This is a genomic window from Terrihabitans soli (assembly GCF_014191545.1).
Lineage (GTDB): Bacteria > Pseudomonadota > Alphaproteobacteria > Rhizobiales > Methylopilaceae > Flaviflagellibacter > Flaviflagellibacter soli.
This window is the reverse complement of sequence record NZ_AP023361.1, coordinates 2,892,348-2,912,717: the sequence shown is the minus strand read 5'-3', so window position 1 is coordinate 2,912,717 and position 20,370 is coordinate 2,892,348. Positions and strand designations below refer to the sequence as shown.

At 62.3% G+C, this 20,370-nt stretch carries 18 protein-coding genes; 13 read left to right on the top strand and 5 right to left on the bottom strand.

Going from position 1 to position 20,370, the window contains the following annotated elements; all coding sequences use genetic code 11:
* Positions 1-19: 19 nt before the first annotated feature.
* Positions 20-2,059, top strand: coding sequence for a response regulator (locus tag IZ6_RS14985; RefSeq protein WP_222875838.1), 2,040 nt, complete (start codon positions 20-22; stop codon positions 2,057-2,059).
* Positions 2,060-2,110: 51 nt separating this feature from the next.
* Here the strand turns inward: IZ6_RS14985 and IZ6_RS14980 are convergent, their stop codons facing one another.
* Positions 2,111-2,410, bottom strand: coding sequence for an HU family DNA-binding protein (locus tag IZ6_RS14980; RefSeq protein ID WP_222875837.1), 300 nt, complete (start codon positions 2,408-2,410; stop codon positions 2,111-2,113).
* Positions 2,411-2,737: 327 nt separating this feature from the next.
* A complete protein-coding gene (locus tag IZ6_RS14975; RefSeq protein WP_222875836.1) occupies positions 2,738-2,962 on the bottom strand; it encodes a sulfurtransferase TusA family protein in 225 nt (74 codons plus the stop codon).
* A gap of 276 nt (positions 2,963-3,238) precedes the next feature.
* Here IZ6_RS14975 and IZ6_RS14970 point away from each other — a divergent pair, with 276 nt between their 5' ends.
* The 11 genes from IZ6_RS14970 to IZ6_RS14920 all read left to right on the top strand — a co-directional run bounded on the left by IZ6_RS14970 (position 3,239) and on the right by IZ6_RS14920 (position 16,147).
* Positions 3,239-3,763 (top strand): chemotaxis protein CheW, encoded by a 525-nt coding sequence (locus tag IZ6_RS14970; protein WP_222875835.1) that lies wholly within the window; start codon positions 3,239-3,241, stop codon positions 3,761-3,763.
* A complete protein-coding gene (locus IZ6_RS14965; protein WP_222875834.1) occupies positions 3,760-5,235 on the top strand; it encodes a CheR family methyltransferase in 1,476 nt (491 codons plus the stop codon). Before IZ6_RS14970 ends, IZ6_RS14965 begins: the two co-directional genes overlap by 4 nt.
* Entirely contained in the window at positions 5,232-5,744 is a 513-nt protein-coding gene (locus tag IZ6_RS14960; RefSeq protein ID WP_222875833.1) for a chemotaxis protein CheW, read from the top strand. Before IZ6_RS14965 ends, IZ6_RS14960 begins: the two co-directional genes overlap by 4 nt.
* Positions 5,741-7,222: a CHASE3 domain-containing protein gene (locus tag IZ6_RS14955; RefSeq protein WP_222875832.1), complete on the top strand. Its 1,482-nt coding sequence runs from the start codon at positions 5,741-5,743 to the stop codon at positions 7,220-7,222. The genes IZ6_RS14960 and IZ6_RS14955 overlap by 4 nt, the downstream gene beginning before the upstream one ends.
* Positions 7,223-7,235: 13 nt before the next feature.
* Positions 7,236-9,293: a hybrid sensor histidine kinase/response regulator gene (locus IZ6_RS14950; protein ID WP_222875831.1), complete on the top strand. Its 2,058-nt coding sequence runs from the start codon at positions 7,236-7,238 to the stop codon at positions 9,291-9,293.
* A complete protein-coding gene (gene cheB, locus IZ6_RS14945) occupies positions 9,286-10,335 on the top strand; it encodes a chemotaxis-specific protein-glutamate methyltransferase CheB (RefSeq protein WP_222875830.1) in 1,050 nt (349 codons plus the stop codon). Before IZ6_RS14950 ends, cheB begins: the two co-directional genes overlap by 8 nt.
* The gene (locus IZ6_RS14940; RefSeq protein ID WP_222875829.1) at positions 10,332-12,365 is read left to right on the top strand and encodes a response regulator; all 2,034 of its coding nucleotides are present in this window, start codon (positions 10,332-10,334) and stop codon (positions 12,363-12,365) included. Before cheB ends, IZ6_RS14940 begins: the two co-directional genes overlap by 4 nt.
* A gap of 144 nt (positions 12,366-12,509) precedes the next feature.
* Positions 12,510-12,785 (top strand): hypothetical protein, encoded by a 276-nt coding sequence (locus IZ6_RS14935; RefSeq protein WP_222875828.1) that lies wholly within the window; start codon positions 12,510-12,512, stop codon positions 12,783-12,785.
* Positions 12,786-12,914: 129 nt separating this feature from the next.
* Positions 12,915-13,748, top strand: coding sequence for a hydroxypyruvate isomerase family protein (locus tag IZ6_RS14930; protein WP_222875827.1), 834 nt, complete (start codon positions 12,915-12,917; stop codon positions 13,746-13,748).
* 402 nt (positions 13,749-14,150) lie between these two features.
* The gene (locus IZ6_RS14925) at positions 14,151-15,053 is read left to right on the top strand and encodes a GntR family transcriptional regulator (protein ID WP_222875826.1); all 903 of its coding nucleotides are present in this window, start codon (positions 14,151-14,153) and stop codon (positions 15,051-15,053) included.
* A gap of 23 nt (positions 15,054-15,076) precedes the next feature.
* A complete protein-coding gene (locus IZ6_RS14920; protein WP_222875825.1) occupies positions 15,077-16,147 on the top strand; it encodes an AbrB family transcriptional regulator in 1,071 nt (356 codons plus the stop codon).
* Between the two features lie 4 nt (positions 16,148-16,151).
* Here the strand turns inward: IZ6_RS14920 and puuE are convergent, their stop codons facing one another.
* Genes puuE through IZ6_RS14905 form a run of 3 tightly spaced genes read right to left on the bottom strand, consistent with a single transcriptional unit; the run spans position 16,152 to position 19,041 of the window.
* On the bottom strand, positions 16,152-17,051 hold the full coding sequence (gene puuE, locus IZ6_RS14915) for an allantoinase PuuE (protein ID WP_222875824.1): 900 nt from the start codon (positions 17,049-17,051) through the stop codon (positions 16,152-16,154).
* The gene (locus IZ6_RS14910) at positions 17,048-18,307 is read right to left on the bottom strand and encodes a Zn-dependent hydrolase (protein ID WP_222875823.1); all 1,260 of its coding nucleotides are present in this window, start codon (positions 18,305-18,307) and stop codon (positions 17,048-17,050) included. Before IZ6_RS14910 ends, puuE begins: the two co-directional genes overlap by 4 nt.
* A gap of 5 nt (positions 18,308-18,312) precedes the next feature.
* The gene (locus IZ6_RS14905; protein WP_222875822.1) at positions 18,313-19,041 is read right to left on the bottom strand and encodes a GntR family transcriptional regulator; all 729 of its coding nucleotides are present in this window, start codon (positions 19,039-19,041) and stop codon (positions 18,313-18,315) included.
* 221 nt (positions 19,042-19,262) lie between these two features.
* Between IZ6_RS14905 and IZ6_RS14900 the strand changes: the two genes are divergently transcribed.
* The gene (locus IZ6_RS14900; protein ID WP_222875821.1) at positions 19,263-20,354 is read left to right on the top strand and encodes an ABC transporter ATP-binding protein; all 1,092 of its coding nucleotides are present in this window, start codon (positions 19,263-19,265) and stop codon (positions 20,352-20,354) included.
* The last annotated feature ends 16 nt before the right edge of the window (positions 20,355-20,370 follow it).

The window sequence follows — 20,370 nt, the reverse complement described above, 5'->3', positions numbered from 1 at the left end:
GCTGTTGGATGCGCAGCCCATGTCGCCGGATTCCTCGAACAAGGTGTTCCTGGATACGCCGAAGGCGAAAATCCTGATCGTCGATGATGACGAGCGCAACGCGCTCGCCGTCACCACGGTGCTTGAGGAACTGGATCAGATTCTCATCGTCGCGCGCTCGGGCGAAGAGGCGCTGCGTTTTCTTCTGAACGATGATTTCGCCGTCATTCTGCTCGATCTGCACATGCCCGGTATGGACGGGTTCGAGACGGCGGCGCTGATCCGCGCGAGACGCCGCACCCAGCATATTCCGATCGTGTTCCTCACCGCCGTCTTCCGCGATGAATCGCATCTGATGCAGGCCTATTCGGCCGGCGCGGTCGACATGGTGTTCAAACCGGTCGATCCGTTTGTGCTGAAAACCAAGGTCTCGGTCTTCGTCCAGCTCTATCTGAAGCAGGTCGAAGCGCAGCGCGAGGCAGAACTGCGCCACCGGCTGCAGGAAGAGAATTTCCGTGTCCGCACCGAAAAGCTTCTCGCGGAACAGGAACTGCGCCGGGCGCAGGCCCGCCAGGAAGCGATCCTGAAATCCCTGCCGGTGTGCTTCCATTCGCGGGGGCTGATGCCGCCGTTTCAGCCGTCTTTCGTGTCCGATGCAGTCGAGAAGCTGACGGGATTCAAACCCTCGGCGCTCACCGACGATCCCGAATTCGGCCTCTCGCGCGTCCATCCGGAAGATGTTGCCCGCGTCACCGAAGCGCTGAAGGCCGCGGTCGATACCGGCTCATATTCGTGCGAATACCGCTGGCGCTGTTCGGATGAGAAATATCGCGTCTTTCTCGATCAGGGTGTCGTTGCGCCGATTGCTGACGGAACGGACAGCGAGATCGTCGGAACGCTGCTCGACGTCACCGAGATGCGCCTTCTCGAACAGCAGCTGGTCCAGGCGCAGAAAATGGAAACCGTCGGCCAGCTGACGGGTGGCATCGCCCACGATTTCAACAATCTTCTGACCGTCATCCTCGGCAATCTCGATCTTATCGGCCGCCATATCTCGGGTGAGCGCCTGCAGCGGCAGATCGGCGCCATGCGCCACGCAGCCGAGCGCGGCCAGAGTCTCACGGGCCATCTCCTCGCCTTTTCGCGGCGCCAGCATCTCAGCCCCGAAACGCTCGACATCAACCGTCTCGTCGCGCGCTTCGAGCCGCTCATCCGTCACGCCATCGGCGAAAGCGTCCTGTTCGCAACGGAGCTCTCCGCCGAACCCGTCGTCTGCGAGGTCGATCCGGCGCAGCTCGAAACCGCGCTGCTTAATCTTGCGGTCAATGCGCGTGATGCGATGCCGAGCGGCGGCCATCTCGGTCTTGCCGTCCGCCTTCTGCCCGAAGGAGATGAGATTCTCTCCGAGCGTCCCGCGGACATCAGCGGCCCCTGGGTTGCGCTCACCGTCAGCGATACGGGTACAGGCATGGCGCCGGATGTGATCGCGCGCGCTTTCGAGCCGTTTTTCACCACGAAGGAAATCGGCAAGGGCTCGGGCCTCGGCCTCAGCCAGGTTTATGGTTTCGTGCGTCAGTCGGGTGGGTTCGTGACCATCCGCAGCCGTCTCAGCCGCGGCACGCAGCTTTCGATCTGCCTGCCGGTCAGCTCCAAACTTCCGCAGCGTGCATTTGTCGACGAGGACATTCCGATAATCGCGCCGGCGCGGGCTGAACGCGTGCTGCTCGTTGAAGACGATGCGGCGGTGTTGGCGCTCGGCATCGAGATGCTGACCGATCTCGGCTATCAGGTGATGACGGCGTCCGACGCCAACAGCGCGCTTGAAATCCTGCGCCGCGGCGATGGCGTCGATGTGATCTTTTCGGATGTCGTCATGCCTGGCGGCAAGACCGGCGTTCAGCTTGCCTCTGAAGCACGCAAGCTCCGTCCCGATATCAAAGTGCTTCTCACATCGGGCTATACGGGTGAGGCGCTGTCGCGCCACACCCATGATGACGAAGTCTTTCCACTGGTCGCCAAGCCGTTCCGGCAACAGGAGCTTGCGGTGCGCCTGCGCGATGTCATCGAAGGCCGGAACTGATCCGTAAGCACATAAAACAAAGGCCCCTTTCGGGGCCTTCGCTGAAGTCTCTTAGACCGAGTCTTTGGCGGCCTTGACCGGCCGGGCCCGGACGATCTTGCGGGCCGGCTTGGCCTTGAAGGTCGTGGGTTCGCCCGTGAACGGGTTGATGCCCTTGCGGGCCTTCGTGGCCGGCTTCTTGACGACGACGAACTTCGCAAAGCCCGGGACCGTGAACACACCCGACTTCTTCAGTTCCTTGTAGCCAACGGTTGCCAGCGACTCGAGAACGCCCTTCACATCCCGTTTCGAGAGTTCGGTTGCGTCAGCGATCTTTTCGATCAGCTGCGATTTCGTGATCTGCGTAGCCAAATGCACCTCCACTGATTCGTGCCGAGGCACATTACGAGCATTGATGGCCGGGAAAGAACGGAAATTTGCGCCGATACCCGGAAAAACAGGCCAAATTCACCGATTCCTGCGGTTTTCAGAGGCTTTTTTCCTAAACTTATCGCCCGGCCGGGCTTTTGGCGGCCTGGCGGAGCCGGAAAAGGGCGGGTCGGGCGCCGTTTCCCGAGGAAAAGCGGTGTTTTTACCCCGGTTCTTCCCCGGTGCCGGGAGAAAGCGGCCGATTCAGCGATTTACAGGGGCTTTTGGTCGCCGCGGCGCGACAAATTTAATAAGTACGTACAAAATCCGTCAAGCTTTTTCGATGATGAAGCTCAGCTGCGGTCCGGCGCCGTCCTGGCCGATGAGAATGTCACCGGTCTCGCGCAGGAGATTGGGGATGTCGATGGCCGAGAGCGGGTCCGTCGTGATCACCGTTAGTCGGTCGCCGACGGAGAGCCCGCTCAGCGCCTTGCGGGTCTTGAGCGCAGGGAGGGGGCATTTCAGCCCAGCAAGATCGAGAACAGTGTCGGTCATGGCGCCGGGAGTGCCATCCGGGCTTGCGCCGTGCAAGGCGCTCTGGGGTCGCACATTTCGGGCATCGCCCGGCGGCAGCCGGCGAGCGGGACGCAATTGCCTAAATCTTGACGGGCACGGTGCGCAATCATCACCTCGATGATGTACTTACGTAGTACTGTGTATAGCAAGGTTTTTAAGAACTAAGCCATACAAGTCAAAGGTGATTCAGAGCGGGAGTGACCGGCGGAGCGCCGGCGGACGCGCTCCCGGGCCGGTTCCACGGCGGCGGTAGCAATGACAGTCGACACGATCGCAACACGCCGGTTTGAGCGAGCATGGCCTTCAGCGGCGGCGGCCGACGCCCGAAATCCCGATGATCCCTGGTTAGTCTACCGCGCTGGCGGCCAGCTTCATGCGCTTCCCATCTCCTGCATCGTTGAAATCATGCGCCCTCAGCCGATCGTGCCGGTGGAGGGGGCGCCTGACTATATTCTCGGCCTTTCCATCATTCGCGGCCAGCCGGTACCGATCGTCGATGTCGGCCGCCTCATCGGCGGCAAGGCCTCTATGTGCTCGCGTATCGTGACTGTGCGGCTGGGCGCCCGGACCGTCGGGCTCTGCGCTGATGCCGTACTTGGCAAACAGCAGATAGGCCGGGCGACGCTGGCGCGCCTGCCGCCGCTGCTCAGCCGTGTCGCGACAACGGCGATCGATGAAGTCGGTACGCTCGATCGCGAATTTCTGTTTGTACTGCAGGGCGGGTGCTTAATTCCGGAGGATATCCTCGATTGCCTCGAAGCCGCCGGGACAGCGCGGTGAGCGCCGACATCAGCCGGGCCGATCTCGAGCGCTTTCGCGCGGCGATCGCCCGGCGCACGGGGCTGTTTCACGATGACGCCAAGTTCGGATTCCTCGCGGATCTGCTGCAAAGGCGGGTTCACAAGCGCGGCGCGTCGCGCCAGGACTATCTCTCCAATCTCGAAACCGCACCGGCCGATCAGGAAATTGCGGAACTCGCTCGCGAACTGACCGTCGGCGAAACATACTTTTTCCGCAATAAAGAGCAGCTCGGCGCGCTGGCCGATGCTCTCATCGTGCCGCGTCTGAGCGATGGCGGCCCGAAGACCCTTCGTCTCCTCTCGGCAGGATGCGCGTCGGGCGAAGAAGCATACTCGCTGGCAATTCTTGCGCGCGAGACGATCCGTGAACCGGGTTGGAATATCCGCATCGACGCGGTTGACATCAATCCCGCTGCGCTGGCGCGGGCAAAGCGCGCTTCGTATTCGCGCTGGGCGCTGCGCGATACGCCGGAGGATATCCGTGCCAGATGGTTTCGCGCCAACGGCAACGAAATGGCTCTCGACCGGTCGATCCGTGACGGTGTGCACTTCTTCGCAGGAAATCTCGCCAGCGAAGAAATGGAGCTGTGGGGCCCAAACCGCTATGACGCGATCTTCTGCAGGAATGTCCTGATGTATTTCGAGCCGGCGCAAATGCGCGGCGTTGTTGTTCGCATGGCGCAGGCGCTTGTGCCACGTGGTCTTCTCTTTCTCGGGCACGCCGAAACGCTGCGGGGTGTGTCGGATGACTTCCACCTTCTGCACACGCACGGGGCCTTCTACTACAGGCGCAAGTCTGCGAACGAAATGTCTTCCGTAACGACGCGCGACGGCGGAAGTGAACAGGCGCTTTCTGACGACTGGGCGGACATTATCGGGAAAGCGACGGATCGCGTCACGGCGCTGCTCATCGAAAAGAGCAAAGCGCCGGAGGACTCGATCCCGATCTTGTGGGACAAGGCGCCTGCTTTGGACCTTATGGGTCGCGAACGTTTCGGCGAGGCTCTTGACTATGTGCAGGCATCGCCGCCGCCAATAGAGCGGGACGCCGATATGCTGCTGCTGGAAGCGACATTGCTCGTCCACAGCGGCAGGGTAAAGGAAGCCGAAGAGCTTTGCCGGAAACTTCTTCTGCTCGATGAGTTCAACGCCGGCGCTCATTATCTTCTGGCTCTCTGCTGCGAACAGGACGGAAAGCGCGAATCTGCCCGCGATCACGATCGTGTCGCGGCCTATCTTGATGCATCTTTCGCGATGCCGCGGCTGCATCTCGGACTTCTGGCGGTAAAGTCGGGAGACCGCGACGGCGCTCGCCGCGAACTCGCTTGTGCGATGATGCTGCTCGAGCACGAGGAGGCATCGCGCATTCTGATGTTCGGCGGCGGCTTTAATCGCCGTGCCCTGATGGATCTGTGCCGCAACGCTATGCTCGGCAGCGGGGCCAATGCATGACCGCCGCAGCATCGCAACGCGCCGCTGAGATGCGCGCGGAGTTCGATCGCATCTTTGCCGACGAGTCTCGCGTCGAGACGGCGCTCTATTGCGATGTCGTGATTGTCGAGGCCGGGGCGCAGCTGTGTGCAATCCGGCTGTCGGAGCTTTCCGGAATTGTTGCTGGCAAGACGATTGTTCCGGTTCCCGGGGCGAGCGTCGCCCTGAGGGGTGTCGCCGGTATCCGCGGCGCGATCCTTCCTGTCTACGACCTTGCCGTACTCATCGGCCGGCCTCCGGCGGCGTCGCCGCGCTGGCTTGCGGTCGCGGCCTCGGCGTCTCTTGCGCTGTCGTTCGACAGGTTCGAACGGCAATTGCGTATCGAAGAAAGCTGCTTCCTCGCGTCTGCACCGCAATCGGCGCATCGCGGCGGTGTCGTCCGCTCGGATGCGTATTCCGGCCCGGTACTCGATCTTGGGGCCATTCTGAAAGACATCGACCAGCCTTCGCAGGAGCGCCCGTTCTCATGATCTCGTTCGGCCAATGGACTGTCGCAAAGCGTCTCATCTTCGGTTTCGGCCTCTCCGCGCTGACGCTTCTAACCGTCGCCTATGCGTCATACTTCAATGCCAGCCGCACAATAGAAAACGGAAGATGGCTCAAGCATTCCTATGAGGTGCGCGACAAACTGCAGGACCTTCTGGTTCATCTGATCGACAGTGAAACCGGTGTGCGCGGGTTCGTCATTACGGGAGACGAGACGTTTCTCAATCCGTATACGGCTGCCAGCGAGCCGTTGCCGGCGGCCATGGAAGAGCTTCGGCGATTGATCTCCGACAATCCCGAGCAGGTACGCCGCATGGCGGTGTTGGAACCTCTGGTCGAACGAAAAATCGCGCAGTTCCGTAATCAGATTGAGGTTCGCCGCAGCCAGGGTCTCGACGCCGCCGTCAAGATTACCGAGAGCGGCATCGGTGCCAATACCATGTCCGACATCCGGGCCACGATAAAGGAAGCCAATCGTGAGGAGGACCGGCTTCTGGAATTGCGTGCGCTGGCGACCGCCGACGCAAACGATCTCACGCGCGCAATCATTCTTGCCGGCGGCGCCATCGGAATCCTCGCTGTCGCAGGCATAGGCTGGTTCATATCGCGCTCGCTGGCCGATCAGATCGGCACGGCCGTGGGGCAGGTCCGGAACTCATCGGCCGAGCTGCAGGCCGTCGCCAATCAGCAGGCAAGCGGGGCCAAGGAACAGGCGACGGCGATGACCGAAATCTCGACGACGATGAGCGAGCTGCTGATGACGTCGCGGCAGATTGCAGCAAGCGCCCAGCGCGTCGCGCAGACATCCGAGCAGACGGCGAATGCGGCGCTGCTCGGCGCCGGCACGGTCGGCGCGGCGCATGAGTCGATCGCCAGCATCCGCCGGCAGGTCGATCAGATCGTCTCCCATATGCTCGAACTCGGGCGAAAATCGCAGGAAGTCGGTGCCGTGCTCGATATTGTGTCCGAGCTTGCGGAACAGACGAATATCCTCGCAATCAACGCGACGATCGAGGCCGCCGGCGCCGGTGAAACAGGAAAGCGCTTTGCCGTCGTCGCGGACGAGATCCGCAAACTCGCCGATCGTGTCACGGGGTCAACGAAAGAGGTTCGCGGCCTGATCGACGATGTGCGCAGTGCCGTGAACACGACGGTGATGGCGACCGAGACGGGATCGAAGGTGGTCGATGCCGGATCGCGGCAGTTCGGAGATGTCGCATCCGGTTTCAAGCAGATCGCCGACCTTGTGACGACAACGACCGACGCGGCACGGGAAATCGAACTCTCGACCAAGCAGCAGGCGAGCGCCGTCGAACAGGTGAATGTTGCAATTGCCCATGTGGCTCAGGCGTCGATGGAGACGGAGACGAGTGCCGGCCAGACGCTGCAGACCGTTTCTCAGATGACCAATCTGTCGACGGATCTTCTGCGCATCATCCGACCGCAGACACGCGCGGCATGAGGATCGGGAGGCGATGGCAAAAGATCCCTTCAAATATTTCCGGCCCGAGGCGCAGGAAATCGTCGATCAGTTCGGCAAATGTCTGCTGGACATCGAGAAGGGTGCCGAGCAGGCGGCGGCAGTGCAGAAGCTGTTGCGTCTGGCTCACACGCTGAAAGGCGCCGCGCGCGTCGTCAAGCAGAGCGAGATCGCCCACCTTGCCCACAAGATCGAGGACAGCCTCTCGCCGTATCGCAGCTCCGCGCAGGCTCTGTCTCGCGAGGACGTGGATGCGCTGCTCGAGCGGATCGATGCCATTACGGGGCTCGTTCCCGCGCTTACCGAACCGCCGCCCGAGGAACAGGAGGCGGGTTCGCCGCGTCCTGCGGGCGAGGAGCGCATCCAGACGGTACGCGCGGATATCGGCGAGACGCAGGTTCTGCTCGATGCGGTGTCCGAAACGCACGCTCTCTTGAACGGCCTGCGCGGCGTTGTGCACGAGCTCGACAATAGCCGCGATCTTGCCGATCTCCTTGCCGTCCAGCTCTCGTCTCCCGCATCGGCTGAACGCAGCCGGGTCCCGACGGTGGCTTTTGTGCAGCGTTCCGCGACGATCGAGGATCTGCGCCGAAGGCTCCGCACGGCCGAGCGCATGCTGGGAACGACGCTGGAACGGATGGATCGCGAGTTTCGCAGCCTGCGCGATACGGCGCACCGGCTTCGCCTCGTTCCGGTTTCAAGTCTGTTTACCGTGCTTGAGCGCACGGCGCGCGATGCCGCGCGCGCCTTGTCCAAGGATGTCCGGTTCGAAGGCAGAAGCGGCGATATCCGTATCGACGCGCATATGATCGAGACGATCCAGAATGCGCTGATCCAGCTCGTCCGCAATGCTGTTGCCCACGGCATCGAGATGCCGCGCGAACGTCTTGCCGCAGGCAAGACCGGTGCGGGGCAGATCTGTGTCACCGTATCGCGGAGCGGACGAAAGATCGTCTTCGCCTGCAGCGATGACGGCCGCGGCATCGATTTTCGGGCAGTTCGCAAAATTGCCATGGAACGCGGTCTGGCCGGAGCGGAAGCGGACGACGGGCAGCTGATCGGTATTCTTCTGGCCGGCGGGATAAGCACATCCCAGACCGTGACGGGAATTTCTGGGAGGGGCATCGGCCTCGACATCGTCCGGGAATGTGTCGAAAAGCTTGGCGGGGAGATCAGGCTTTCCGGAACACCGGGATCGGGTACGGCTTTCGAGCTTGTTATGCCGTCCTCGCTGGCGTCGGTCGAAGCTCTCGTCGTCGAGCCCTCGGCGCGCGCCGCTCCGATCGCAATCCCGCTCGAAGCCGTTCTGCGCACACGAAGGCTCGCCGCTTCCGAAATATCCTGGACCGCGCAGGGCATGTCGATTGCGCATGGCGACGAGGAGATTCCGTTCGTGCCGCTTCAGGCGGCCCTGCAAACGGATACAGGCGAACCCCGTCTCGGCGGCACGGCCATTATCGTCGCCGGTGCGCTGGGCCGCGCCGCGATCGGAGTCGAAAGGCTTATCGGCACGGGCGACATCGTCGTGAGGCCATTGCCCGGAAATATCGCTGCAAGTCCGATCATTGCCGGCGCAAGCCTCGATGCGGCGGGAAATCCGCAGCTGGTTCTCGATCCCGACATATTGGTTGCCGCGGCGAGGAACGCCGGATTCCATCCGGTCGCATCGCTGAAGGAGAAGACGCGCGTTCTTGTCGTCGACGATTCGCTGACAACACGCATGCTCGAGCAAAGCATTCTCGAATCCGCCGGATATGATGTCGATGTCGCCATGTCGGGCGAAGAGGGTCTCGAGCGGATGCGGGCGCGCCGCTACGCGCTCGTTCTCGTCGATGTCGAAATGCCGGGCATGGACGGCTTTTCTTTTGTTGAGCATCTGCGTGCCGATCCGGCCTTGCACGACATCCCGGCACTCCTCGTCACCTCGCTTTCAGGCCCCGAACATATCCAGCGCGGCCGCGAGGCTGGCGCCCAGGGTCATATTGCAAAGAGCGAGTTCGACCAGGCGACTTTGTTGTCGATGATCGCGCCATTGGCGGTGGGGCATGAATAGGATCCGCGTGCTCGTCGTCGAAGATTCGAAGACGGTGAGGGCGCGTCTTGTCGAGGTGATTTCGTCCGATCCCGGGCTTGAGGTGATCGGAGAGGCGGACAACGGCAAAACGGCGATCGAGATGTGCGATGAGGCGCGGCCGGACGTCGTTACCATGGACATGATGATGCCGGTCATGAGCGGTCTTGCCGCGACCGAATACATCATGTCGCATTGTCCGACGCCGATCCTTGTCGTTTCCGCATCGGTCAATCGCGGCGAGCTGTTCAAGATTTACGAGGCACTGGCCGCCGGTGCCGTGGACGTTCTCGACAAGCCGGCCGGGCCTGAGGCCGGAGAACTCTGGGAGCGCCGTCTGATCGCGCTCATCAAGCTTGTGGCGCGCATTCGCGTTATCCGCCATCCGCGCGTGCGCATAATGCCGGCGCAAACGCCGCCCCCGGCCCCGGGTTCTGTGCCGATGAGCCTCGTTGCGATCGGCGCCTCGACCGGAGGACCGGGCGCCGTGGTCAGGATTCTGCGCGATCTTCCGGTCCAGTTTCAGCTGCCGGTCCTTCTCGTGCAGCACATCAACGAGCCCTTCGGTTCGGCGTTCACCGAATGGCTGGACGGGCAGACCGAACGCCGCGTCAGCGAGGCAAAAGACGGCGTCGATATCATGTCTCTCAGGGGCCGCGTCGTGGTGGCGCCCGGCGATCGCCATCTCGTCGTCCGTCGCGGCCATATCCATCTGACCGATGACCCGGCGCGCCATTCCTGCCGCCCCTCCGTCGATATTCTGTTCGAGTCTGTTGCGCATGAATACGGGCCTTCCGGCATCGCCTGTCTTCTGACCGGCATGGGCAAGGACGGCGCGTCGGGGCTTTTGAAAGTCCGCGAGGCCGGCGGCATGACGATCGCGCAGGACGAGGCGTCCTCGGTCGTTTACGGGATGCCGCGCGAGGCGGCGATGATCGGCGCAGCTCGCCAGATCCTCGCTTTGGACGAGATAGGTCGGCGTCTCGTCGCCCTGCAGAGCGTCGGCCAGGGAGTGCGCATATGAGCGGGCGCATTCTCGTCGTCGACGACAGCCTGACGGTTCGTATGGATCTGCTCGATACGCTCGAGGAAGCCGGCTTTTCGGTGACGGCGGCGGCGACGATCGCCGAGGCGCGGACGGCGCTTGCCGCCGGGCACTTCCCGCTCGTTGTTCTCGATGTGCTCCTGCCGGACGGAGACGGTGTCGATCTGCTCGCGGACATTCGTGCGAGCGCCGATGCGCCGGAGACCGCCGTCATCATGCTCTCGACGGAATCCGAGATAAGCGATCGCATCCGCGGTCTGACGACGGGAGCCGACGATTACGTCGCAAAGCCGTATGATCCGGTCTATCTCATCGCCCGCGCGCGCGAACTCCTGCGCCAGAGCGGCGAGGAGACGCCGTCCCGGCGCGAAACCATTCTCGTCATCGACGACAGCGACACATTCCGCGAAGAGCTGCGGGCGGCGCTGGAAGCTGCCGCCTACACTGTCCTTCTTGCCGCGAGCGGCGAGGAAGGATTGCGGATCGCCGCCGATCACCGGCCGACCGCGGTCATCGTCGACGGCATCATGCCGGGGATCGACGGCGCGACCGTTATCCGCCGCATCCGTCTCGATGCGGCGCTGCGCGGACTTCCCTGCCTTCTGCTGACGGGCGCCGACGATCGGGGCGCGGAGCTGCGGGCGCTCGATGCCGGCGCCGATGCCTTTGTGCGCAAAGGAGAAGATATCGGCATTGTGCTGGCGCGGCTGAATGCGGTTGTCCGCAGCGCCGGCGGTCCTGTTGCCGAACAGGCAACGCCCAGCCTCATGGGGCCGAAGAAAATTCTCGTCGTCGATGACAGCGAAAGTTTCCTTCAGGAAATATCGGAATCGCTTCGCACGGAAGGTTATGAGGTCGTGCTGGCGAGGTCCGGCGAGGAAGCGCTCGACCTCTTGTCGGTCCATCCCGTCGATTGCGTTCTTCTTGATCTCATCATGCCGGGGATCGGCGGCGCCGAGACCTGCCGCCGGGTCAAAGGCGTGCCCGTGATGCGCGATATCCCCATCGTGATCCTGACGGCCGTCGACGACCGCAGATTGATGATCGAAGGCCTCGCTGCGGGCGCCGACGACTACATCGCCAAATCGAACGATTTCGATCTGTTGCGGGCGCGCGTTCTTGCGCAAATGCGGCGCAAGCAGTTCGAAGACGAAAACCGCAATATCCGCGAACAGCTTTTGCGTGCCGAAATGGAAGCGATCGAAGCACGCGTTGCGCGCGAGAACGCCGAGGCGCGCGCCGCCTTGCTCGAACAATTGCGCTCGACCGAAGAAGAGCTGTCCGAGAAAAAGCGGCAGCAGCAGTTAAAGGACGAGTTCATCGCGACCGTCAGCCACGAACTGAGAACGCCGCTGACGGCGATCATGGCGCCGATCGGCATTTTGGCGGGTGGGGCGGGCGGCAACCTCCCGGAGTCGGTTCGGCGCATGCTCACGATCGCGCACGGCAATTGCAGGCGCCTCGTGCGGATCGTCAACGAGATCCTCGATATGGAAAAGATCGAGGCCGGCAAAATGGAGTTCGATCTGAAGCCGGTCGATGTGCTCGATCTCGTGCGCCAGGCCATCGAGGCCAATCAGGGTTTTGCCGACGAGTTCGATGTCCGGCTCTGCCTGGATCCCTCGGCGACGGAAGGCATGACCGTCTCCGACCCCGAGCGCCTTACCCAGGTGATTTCAAATCTTCTGTCCAATGCGGCGAAGTTCTCTCCGCCCGGCAGCGAAGTCCTCGTAACCGTTCGCACCAACGGGCATAGCATAAGAATTTCGGTCCGCGATCGCGGTCCTGGAATACCGAGTACGTACAAAGAACGGATCTTCGAGAAATTCGTGCAGGTCAACGCCACCGACCGGCGCGAGAAAGGCGGAACGGGACTTGGCCTCAGCATCGCCAAGCAGATCGTCACGCAGCTCGGCGGCGATATCGGATTCGAACCGGCGCCGGGCGGCGGCACGATTTTCAGCATCAGGCTTCCGATGCATTCGGTGCAGCAGCGTCTCGCCGGATAGGAAAAGCCCCCTCAGCTGTTGAGACATTTGTCCTGCGCACGGCTGGGGACAATTCATGACTTTCCCGTGACAGTAACGCTGAGCCTCTCTCACACTTCATGCGGCCGCCGAAGAGCGGCAAGTGGATTCGCTGGGGAGATTGTGATGCTGCGTGTCGCCTCCGTTCTTGTGCTGCTTGCCATGCCGTTCCCTGCTTTTGCCGACCGCGCCGATGCCGATCAGTGCGCGCAGAAACTTTCGGGTCTTGCGCTGCAGACCTATCAGGCCTCGATCGTGCGCGCGCAGGCCGGACAGACTTTGCGTCAGGCGATCAGTGCGCATCTGAAGCCGCTCGTGGAGGCGAGCAAGATTTCCGAAGACGAGGCGCATAAGAGCGGCTTTTCGGCTGCCATGTGCGTGCGGCTCGTGCACCGGAAATAGCGGCGCCTTTTATCTTCGCACCGGGCGCACACCGGGCGTTTTCCACGCCTCGCGATCATATGCTCGGCGGGTTTGTATTTCTGCATTCTAGATGCAACACTCGCTTGCATGTCGGCCGTGTCTCAGCCCATGTTCCGGTCCACCGCTCCGGGCGGCGACCGCCGGCTCGGCGGTGTCGCAGCGCCGCTGATCGACCGGCTAAGTGCCCATATCGGTTACATGTTCTCGGACGAGCCGCTGGAGCAGCGCTTCCGCTCGGCGGCCGAAATGGGCTTCGGTTTTGTCGAGCATCCCAACCCCTATGAAATCCCCGCATCGAAGCTGAGGGCTTTGCTCCAGCAGACGGGCGTACGCATGGCGCAGATCGCGCTGCCGCCCGGCGGACGGGGCGAGAACGGGCTTGCCTGTCTTCCCGGCCGCGATGCGGATTTCCGCGACGCGCTGGAGCGCGGCACGGATTATGCGGCAGAGATCGGCTGCAGCCTCGTTGCGATCATGGCGGGCGTCGTGCCGCGCGGTGCGGAAAGGCGCGATCTGTGGCCGCTCTATATAGAGCGGCTCAGCCTTGCGGCAGAGGCGGCTGCGCGTCACGGCCAGACCATTCTGGTGGAAGCCGTCGGTCCGGCGACGCGCAATAATTATTTCATCGACGATCCTTATGCGGCGCTGCGCGCCGTCGACAGCGTCGATGGGCGCAATGTGCGCTTGCTGTTCGACGCCTTCCATGCCGCCAATGCCGGCATCGATGCCGTGCGCTTTGCCTGGCGGCATCTGGCGGATATCGCCCATATGCACATCGCCGATTATCCGGGCCGCCACGAGCCCGGCACCGGCGCCTTCCAGTTCGGCAAATTGTTCGGCACGCTCGACGGCGCCGGCTATGAGGGGCTGATCGGCCTTCAATACATTCCGCGCGGCGACACCCGCACCGGCCTCTCCTGGCTGGACTATTACGACTGCTGACAGCGCGTCCGTGGCTTTCCAACGCTATTGGTCAGAGTCTGTGGCAAGATTGTCGCAGTTGGGCCTCGTTCCAGGGCAAATTTCCCTTATCTATCAGTGAGGCCTCTTAGACCTTTGCATTATGCATTCATTTTCGACTTGCTTTTTAAATCCAAAAAGTCCAATTTGAACACGGCCTTCTTCGAGGGCCCCTTCAAAACGCTGAAACTTCGCCACCCAGGCTTTCCTGGGTGGCAACTTTCGGTGAGTACCGAGGCATATCGCTCATGCTTCGCGAAACTTCTCCCTGTGATACTGAGCCGCGCGCGAGCGCGGCTCCTTTCGTTGGGGCAGGCGACACACTAAAATCGATGCTGTTTCTTCTCTTGCGCGTGTGGGGGTGAGCCCGCCGGGGATCAGCGAATGGCCGTGAGCTCTCTTTCCGAACGCATTGCCCACGAGATTACCAAGCGTATTCACGGTGGCGAGCTGCCGCCGGATGCACACCTGTCTACCCAGAAGCTTGCCGATAATTTCCGCGTTTCACGCTCGCCGGTGCGCGAGGCGCTTCAGCTTCTTGCCGAGAAGGGCGTCCTCGAGCAGCGCGCCAATCGCGGTTTCTTCGTCAAGCGGGGCATCAAGGTGCCGAAATCGGCGCATGATCGTGCCGACCATTCCGACGCGCCGGAAAAATATTACCGCTTCGCCGAAGACTGGCTTCAAAACCAAATCCCGCAGGAAATCACCGAGCAGTTTCTGCGCGACCGCTACGAGCTCACCAAAGCGCAGGCGATCGAGCATCTCAGCCGCGCGGCCAATGAAGGCTGGATCGAGCGCAAGGATGGGTATGGCTGGCGGCTGATCGCCGTGGCCAAGACGCCCGAAGCCCTGTCGCAGATCTATCGCTTCCGCGCGATCATCGAGCCGGCCAATATTCTGGAGCCGGGCTTCAAGCTCGACCGCACGGTGGCCGCCGCGCAGCGCCGCATCATGGACGATCTTCTGGCCGGCGGCGTTGAGCGCTGGCCGGCGGCCCGCCTTCTGGCCTCCGGCATTACCTTCCATGAAGAGATTGCGCGGATGTCCGGCAATCCGTTCTTCCTCCAATCGCTCATCCGCGTAAACCGTCTGCGGCGCCTGATGGACTACCGCACGCTGATCGATCGCGAGCGTTTTTATATTCAGGCACGCGATCATCTGAAAATGCTTGATCTGCTTGAGCGCGGCGAGCATCTGGAATGCTCTTACCTTATGAAGCAGCATCTCAGCGACGCGATGGTCCGCAAATTCCAAATCCACGAGGAGATCGCGAAGAAACGGCGCTGAGTGCGCGAGGGCGGTAAAAATCTATGCAGATCATTTTCGCGACCCTGCAGACCCTGGCGATAGGTGCCGCGGGCGGCGCATTGTTCACCATCCTCGGCATTCCGATGGCCTGGATGCTCGGTGCGCTCGCGGCCTGCATGACCGCCGCGCAGTTTGTTCCGAATATCCGTATCCCGCGCATCTTCCGCGCCGTGCTTCAGCCGATCCTCGGCGTCATGCTCGGCAGCTTCTTTACGCCGGGTCTGCTCGACGATCTGTCGCGCTGGCCGGGGGTCCTTGCTTTTCTTGCGCTCTATGTCCTCGTCTCGCTGATCTTCGGGCTGCTCTATTTCCGCCGAATCGCCCGCTACGACATCACGACAAGCTTCTTTGCCGCGGTTCCCGGCGGCCTTGCCGATCTGACGCTGATCGGTGCGTCGATGGGCGCCAATATCGTTCTTCTCGGCCTCATCCACTCGATCCGCGTCCTGATGACGGTCGTGCTGATGCCGTTCATCCTGTCCTTTTTTGCGGCGTCCATCGGCGTAGTCAGTGCGCGCGTGCCGGCGCCGATCGGGCCTGCCGATGTCGGCATCCTCGTTCTGTGCGGCGTTGTTGGGTATGGGCTTGCGCGCCTGTTGCGGATTCCGGCCGGTGCAACGCTCGGCCCTCTGATCGTCAGCGCCGCCGTTCACATGCTCGGCTTTACGCAGAGCTCGCCGCCGACGGAGATGGTGAACGCGGTGCAGGTCGTTCTCGGTGCCTTTATCGGCGCGCGTTTTGTCGATCTCGACTGGCGGCATTTCCGCAGTGCGCTCGGCCACGGAATTGTCTGGGCGACCGGCCTCATTATTATCTCGGTGATCATCGCCTTCGCCTGCCATCACGCCACGGGCTTTGGCCTGCCGCAGCTGATGCTGGCTTTTGCGCCCGGCGGCATGGCCGAAATGGGTCTTCTCACTTTGGCGCTCGGCATCGATGTCGCGCTCGTCACGACCTGCCATGTCGCACGCCTCGTCCTTGTCTACATGGTCGTGCCTTTTGCGGCGCGGCGCGTGTCTGAAAACGAGGAAGAGAAGGTGCGGGCGGCCGATACGGGCCTGAACGACGACTGACGTTTCAGGCCGGATGTTTGGCGTGCCAGTGCCGCGCGATATCGGCGCGGCGCGCAAACCAGACTTTGTCGTGCTGTGCCGCGTAATCGAGAAAACGGGCGAGGGGGCCCGCGCGTCCCGGCCGGCCGGCGAGCCGGCAATGCAGGCCGACCGACATCATCTTTGGCGCGCTTTCGCCCTCGGCGTACAGCGTGTCGAACGTGTCCTTGAGGTACTGGAAAAAATCTTCGCCTTGCGAAAAGCCCTGCGCATTGGTGAAGCGCATATCGTTGACGTCGAGCGTATAGGGGATGATGAGATGCGGCCCCTTGGCGCCTGATACCCAATAGGGCAGGTCATCGGCATAGGAATCGGACGAATAGAGGACCGCCGTCTCTTCCGTTACGAGACGGAGCGAATTGACCGAAGTGCGCCCCGTATACCAGCCATCCGGCGGCGCGCCCGTTATCTCCTGGTGGAGACGCAGCGCCTCGCGAATCTGCCGCCGCTCTTGCTCTTCCGGCATGTCCTTGTGCTCGATCCACTTATATCCGTGGCTCGCGATCTCCCATTGGCTCTCTTTCATCGCGGCCACATGTTCGGGGCTGCGCATCAGAGCCGTCGCGACGCCGAATACCGTGACGGGGATTTTTCGCGCTTCGAACATGTCGCGCAGCCGCCAGAAGCCGGCGCGCGAGCCATATTCGAACATGCTCTCGATATTCATGTGGCGCATGCCGGGCCAGGGCTGTGCGCCGAGCACATCGGAGAGAAAAGCCTCCGATGCGGCGTCGCCATGCAGGATCGAATTTTCTCCGCCTTCCTCATAATTGACGACGAACTGCACGGCGATACGCGCGCCGCCGGGCCAGTCCGCATGAGGCGGCTTTCCGCCATAGCCGAGAAGATCGCGCGGATAGCTCATGCGCGGCCTGCCAGAGCAAGCGCGCTGTGGAGGAGTACGTTTGCGCCGGCGGCGCAATCCTCAGGCGTCGCGCTTTCCGCCTCATTGTGGCTGATGCCGTCTTTGCACGGCACGAAGATCATCGCCGTCGGCACTTTGAGCGCGACGGCGCAGGCATCGTGTCCGGCGCCGGATACCATCAGGCGGTTCGACAGGCCAAGCGCGATCGCACTTTCGCGGATGACGTCCGCAACCTGCGGCGAGAACTGAACGGGATCCTTCGCCCAGATCGGCTCAAGCAGAACATCGCAGCCGCGCGTGCGCGAAATCAGGGCCGCCGCATCGAGCGCGCGGACGCGCATCGCTTCGAGCCGTTTCTTGTCCGGATGGCGGAACTCAAGGCTGAACCGCACCGAGCCCGGAACCGTGTTGCGTGAACCGGGGCCGATGACCGCGACGCCGATTGTGCCGACGCCCGCCGGCGCCTCGGCATTGGCGATACGCTCGATGGCAAGTGCAAATTCTGCGAAGGCCGAAAGCGCGTCTTTTCTCAGCGGCATTGGCGTTGTGCCGGCATGGCTTTCGCGCCCGCCGATAACACCGTTGAACCAGATCTGGCCCTTGGCGGCGGTGACAACGCCGATCGCGACCTTTTCCTGTTCGAGCACCGGACCTTGTTCGATATGAAGCTCGAGCATTGCCGAAAAGCGCCGCTCGCCGCAGCGCTCTTTGCCGCGATAGCCGATGGCCTCGAGAGCATCGGCGACGCTGATGCCATCCGCGTCCATGCGCGACAGGGCAAAGCTGCGCTCGACTTCACCGGCATAGACTTCCGAGCCGAGTTCGCCGGGCGCAAAGCGCGCGCCTTCCTCATTCGTCCAGTCGATCAGGCAGAGCGGCGCTTTGGTTTGGATTCCCGCATCGTCGAGCGTACGCAGAACTTCGAGCCCCGCGAGAACGCCGAGAATGCCGTCGAATTTTCCACCGGTCGGCTGCGTGTCGAGATGCGAGCCGATGGCGACCGGCAGGCGCCCCGGCTCCGTGCCCTTGCGCTCGATATAGATATTGCCGAGATCGTCTATGCCGGTCGCATAGCCGGATGAATTTGCGGCAGCGACCAGCCAGTCGCGGGCCTGTTTGTCTTCTTCCGAGAGTGTCAGCCTTTTGACGCCGCCTTTCAGCGTGCCGCCGAACTGCGCCGTCTCCATAATGCTCGCCCACAGCCGCTCGCTGTTGACGATAAGTTTTTCGGTGCGGGCGGCAGGATCGGCAAGCATTCCGGTCACAGATCGAGAAGGTCCGACAAAGCGCGCGGCGCTGAGGGCCCGCGCGTCAGGTCGAGATCGTGGTCGATGTGATGCAAATGTTCGACCATCAGCAGCGCGGCGCGCTTGCCGTCTTTTTTGGCGAGGGCCGCGATGATGTCCTTGTGATCGTTGAGGCCGCAGGCGGAAATACCGGTCTTGCCGTAAAGCGCGATGATCAGGGATGAGCGCGCCACCAGCTCGCCGAGGAAACGCGCGAGGATCTCATTGCCCGCAAGTGCGGCAATCTCCAGATGAAGCCCGCCGGACAGACGAATGGCCGTGCGCCGGTCGCCGGCCTTGATGGCGGCGGCCTCTTGCGCCGTGTGTTCGCGCAATCTCTTCGCGTCTTTCGCGGTGAATCGTTCGGCGGCGGCGCGCGCAAGATCGGGCTCGATCAGCCGCCGCGCATTGAACACCTGGCGCGCCTCATCGGCGCTCGGCTGGGCGACGAAGGCGCCGCGATTGCGCTCAAGTGAAACCAGTCCGTGATGCGACAGGGACTGCAGCGCGGCGCGCACCACCGTACGGCTGACGCCGAAAGCCTCGCCCACCTCTTCCTCAGACAGTTTGGTGCCCGGCGCGAGGCGGTGATCGACGATGGCGTTCTGAATATGCTCGCGTACGCGGCGGCCGGGATCGATATCGGCAGCGCCGCGTGTGGCGCCGAAAGGCGCAACGGTTCCGATCAGCGACTCGGAGCTCATGCGCCAGTTATTCCACCATTTCCGCAAAAGGTCATGTCTGGATTGTATACAAATTGATGCCCGATCGTATGCAAATGCACAAAGACTGAGCGGCGCTTTTGTGTGCCTCAAACCTGCGCAACTGCTCGAAACCTCAAGAGAATGAAGGCTTTCGTACGCATTGAGCTGTTTGGCACGGCGATTGCGAAACCCTTTGCCGAACGGCGGAAGGGGTTTGCGACATGGAACCTGCCCAGATCGAGATCGTCGGTGTCACCAAACGCTATCCCGGCGGCACGACCGCGGTCGATGATGTCAGCCTGAAAGTGCCGGCCGGCACCTATTGTTGTCTGCTCGGCCCCTCGGGCTGCGGAAAGTCGACGACATTGCGCATGGTCGCGGGCCATGAGTCGATCAGCGAAGGTCATATCCGTCTCGGCAATACGGTGGTGACGGATCTTCCGCCGGCGAAGCGCGGCACGGCGATGATGTTCCAGAGCTACGCGCTCTTTCCGCATCTCGATACGACCGACAATGTCGCCTTCAGCCTGAAGATGAAAGGCGTCGACAAAGCCGTGCGCCGCGCAAAGGCGCTCGACATGCTCAAGCTTGTGCAGATGGAGCATCTCGCCGAGCGGCGTCCGGCACAGCTGTCCGGCGGCCAGCAGCAGCGCGTGGCGCTCGCCCGCGCGCTGATCACCGATCCCCAGGCGCTCCTGCTCGATGAGCCGCTTTCGGCGCTCGATCCTTTCCTCAAGATCAAAGTGCGGCAGGAACTCAAAAAGCTGCAGAGCCAGCTCGGGATCTCTTTCATCCATGTCACGCACAGCCAGGAAGAGGCGATGGCGCTCGCCGATCTTGTTGTCGTGATGAACAAGGGCCGGATCGAGCAGGCGGCCGAGCCGCGCGAAGTCTTCAACCGCCCGGCAACGGCCTTCGTCGCCCGCTTCATGGGCGATCACAATGTCATTGCCGGCCGCGTCTCGAAGATCACGCCGTCGGGAATTGAGTTCGACGTGCCGGGCGGTGCGACCTTCAACGCGCCGACCGAAAGCTTCGATGTCGGCGAGCCGATCGAGATTGCCGTGCGCAATGATCGCGTGAAGTTCGTAACGCCGCCGAAAAAGGGCTGCGGCATGACGGGCCTCGTTCAGAACATCGAGTATCACGGCCAGAAAGTTCAGATCTCGCTGTCGGCGCCGGGCATTGATGCGTTCGATGCGCAAATTCCCGAATCCGAATTTTTTGCAAAGCCGCTCTCCGTCGGAGATGCGGTTCCGCTGACCTGGGCGCCGGAAGACGTCCACATTCTGAAATCTTCCCCGGCCGCGTGAGGGCGACCGATATCAG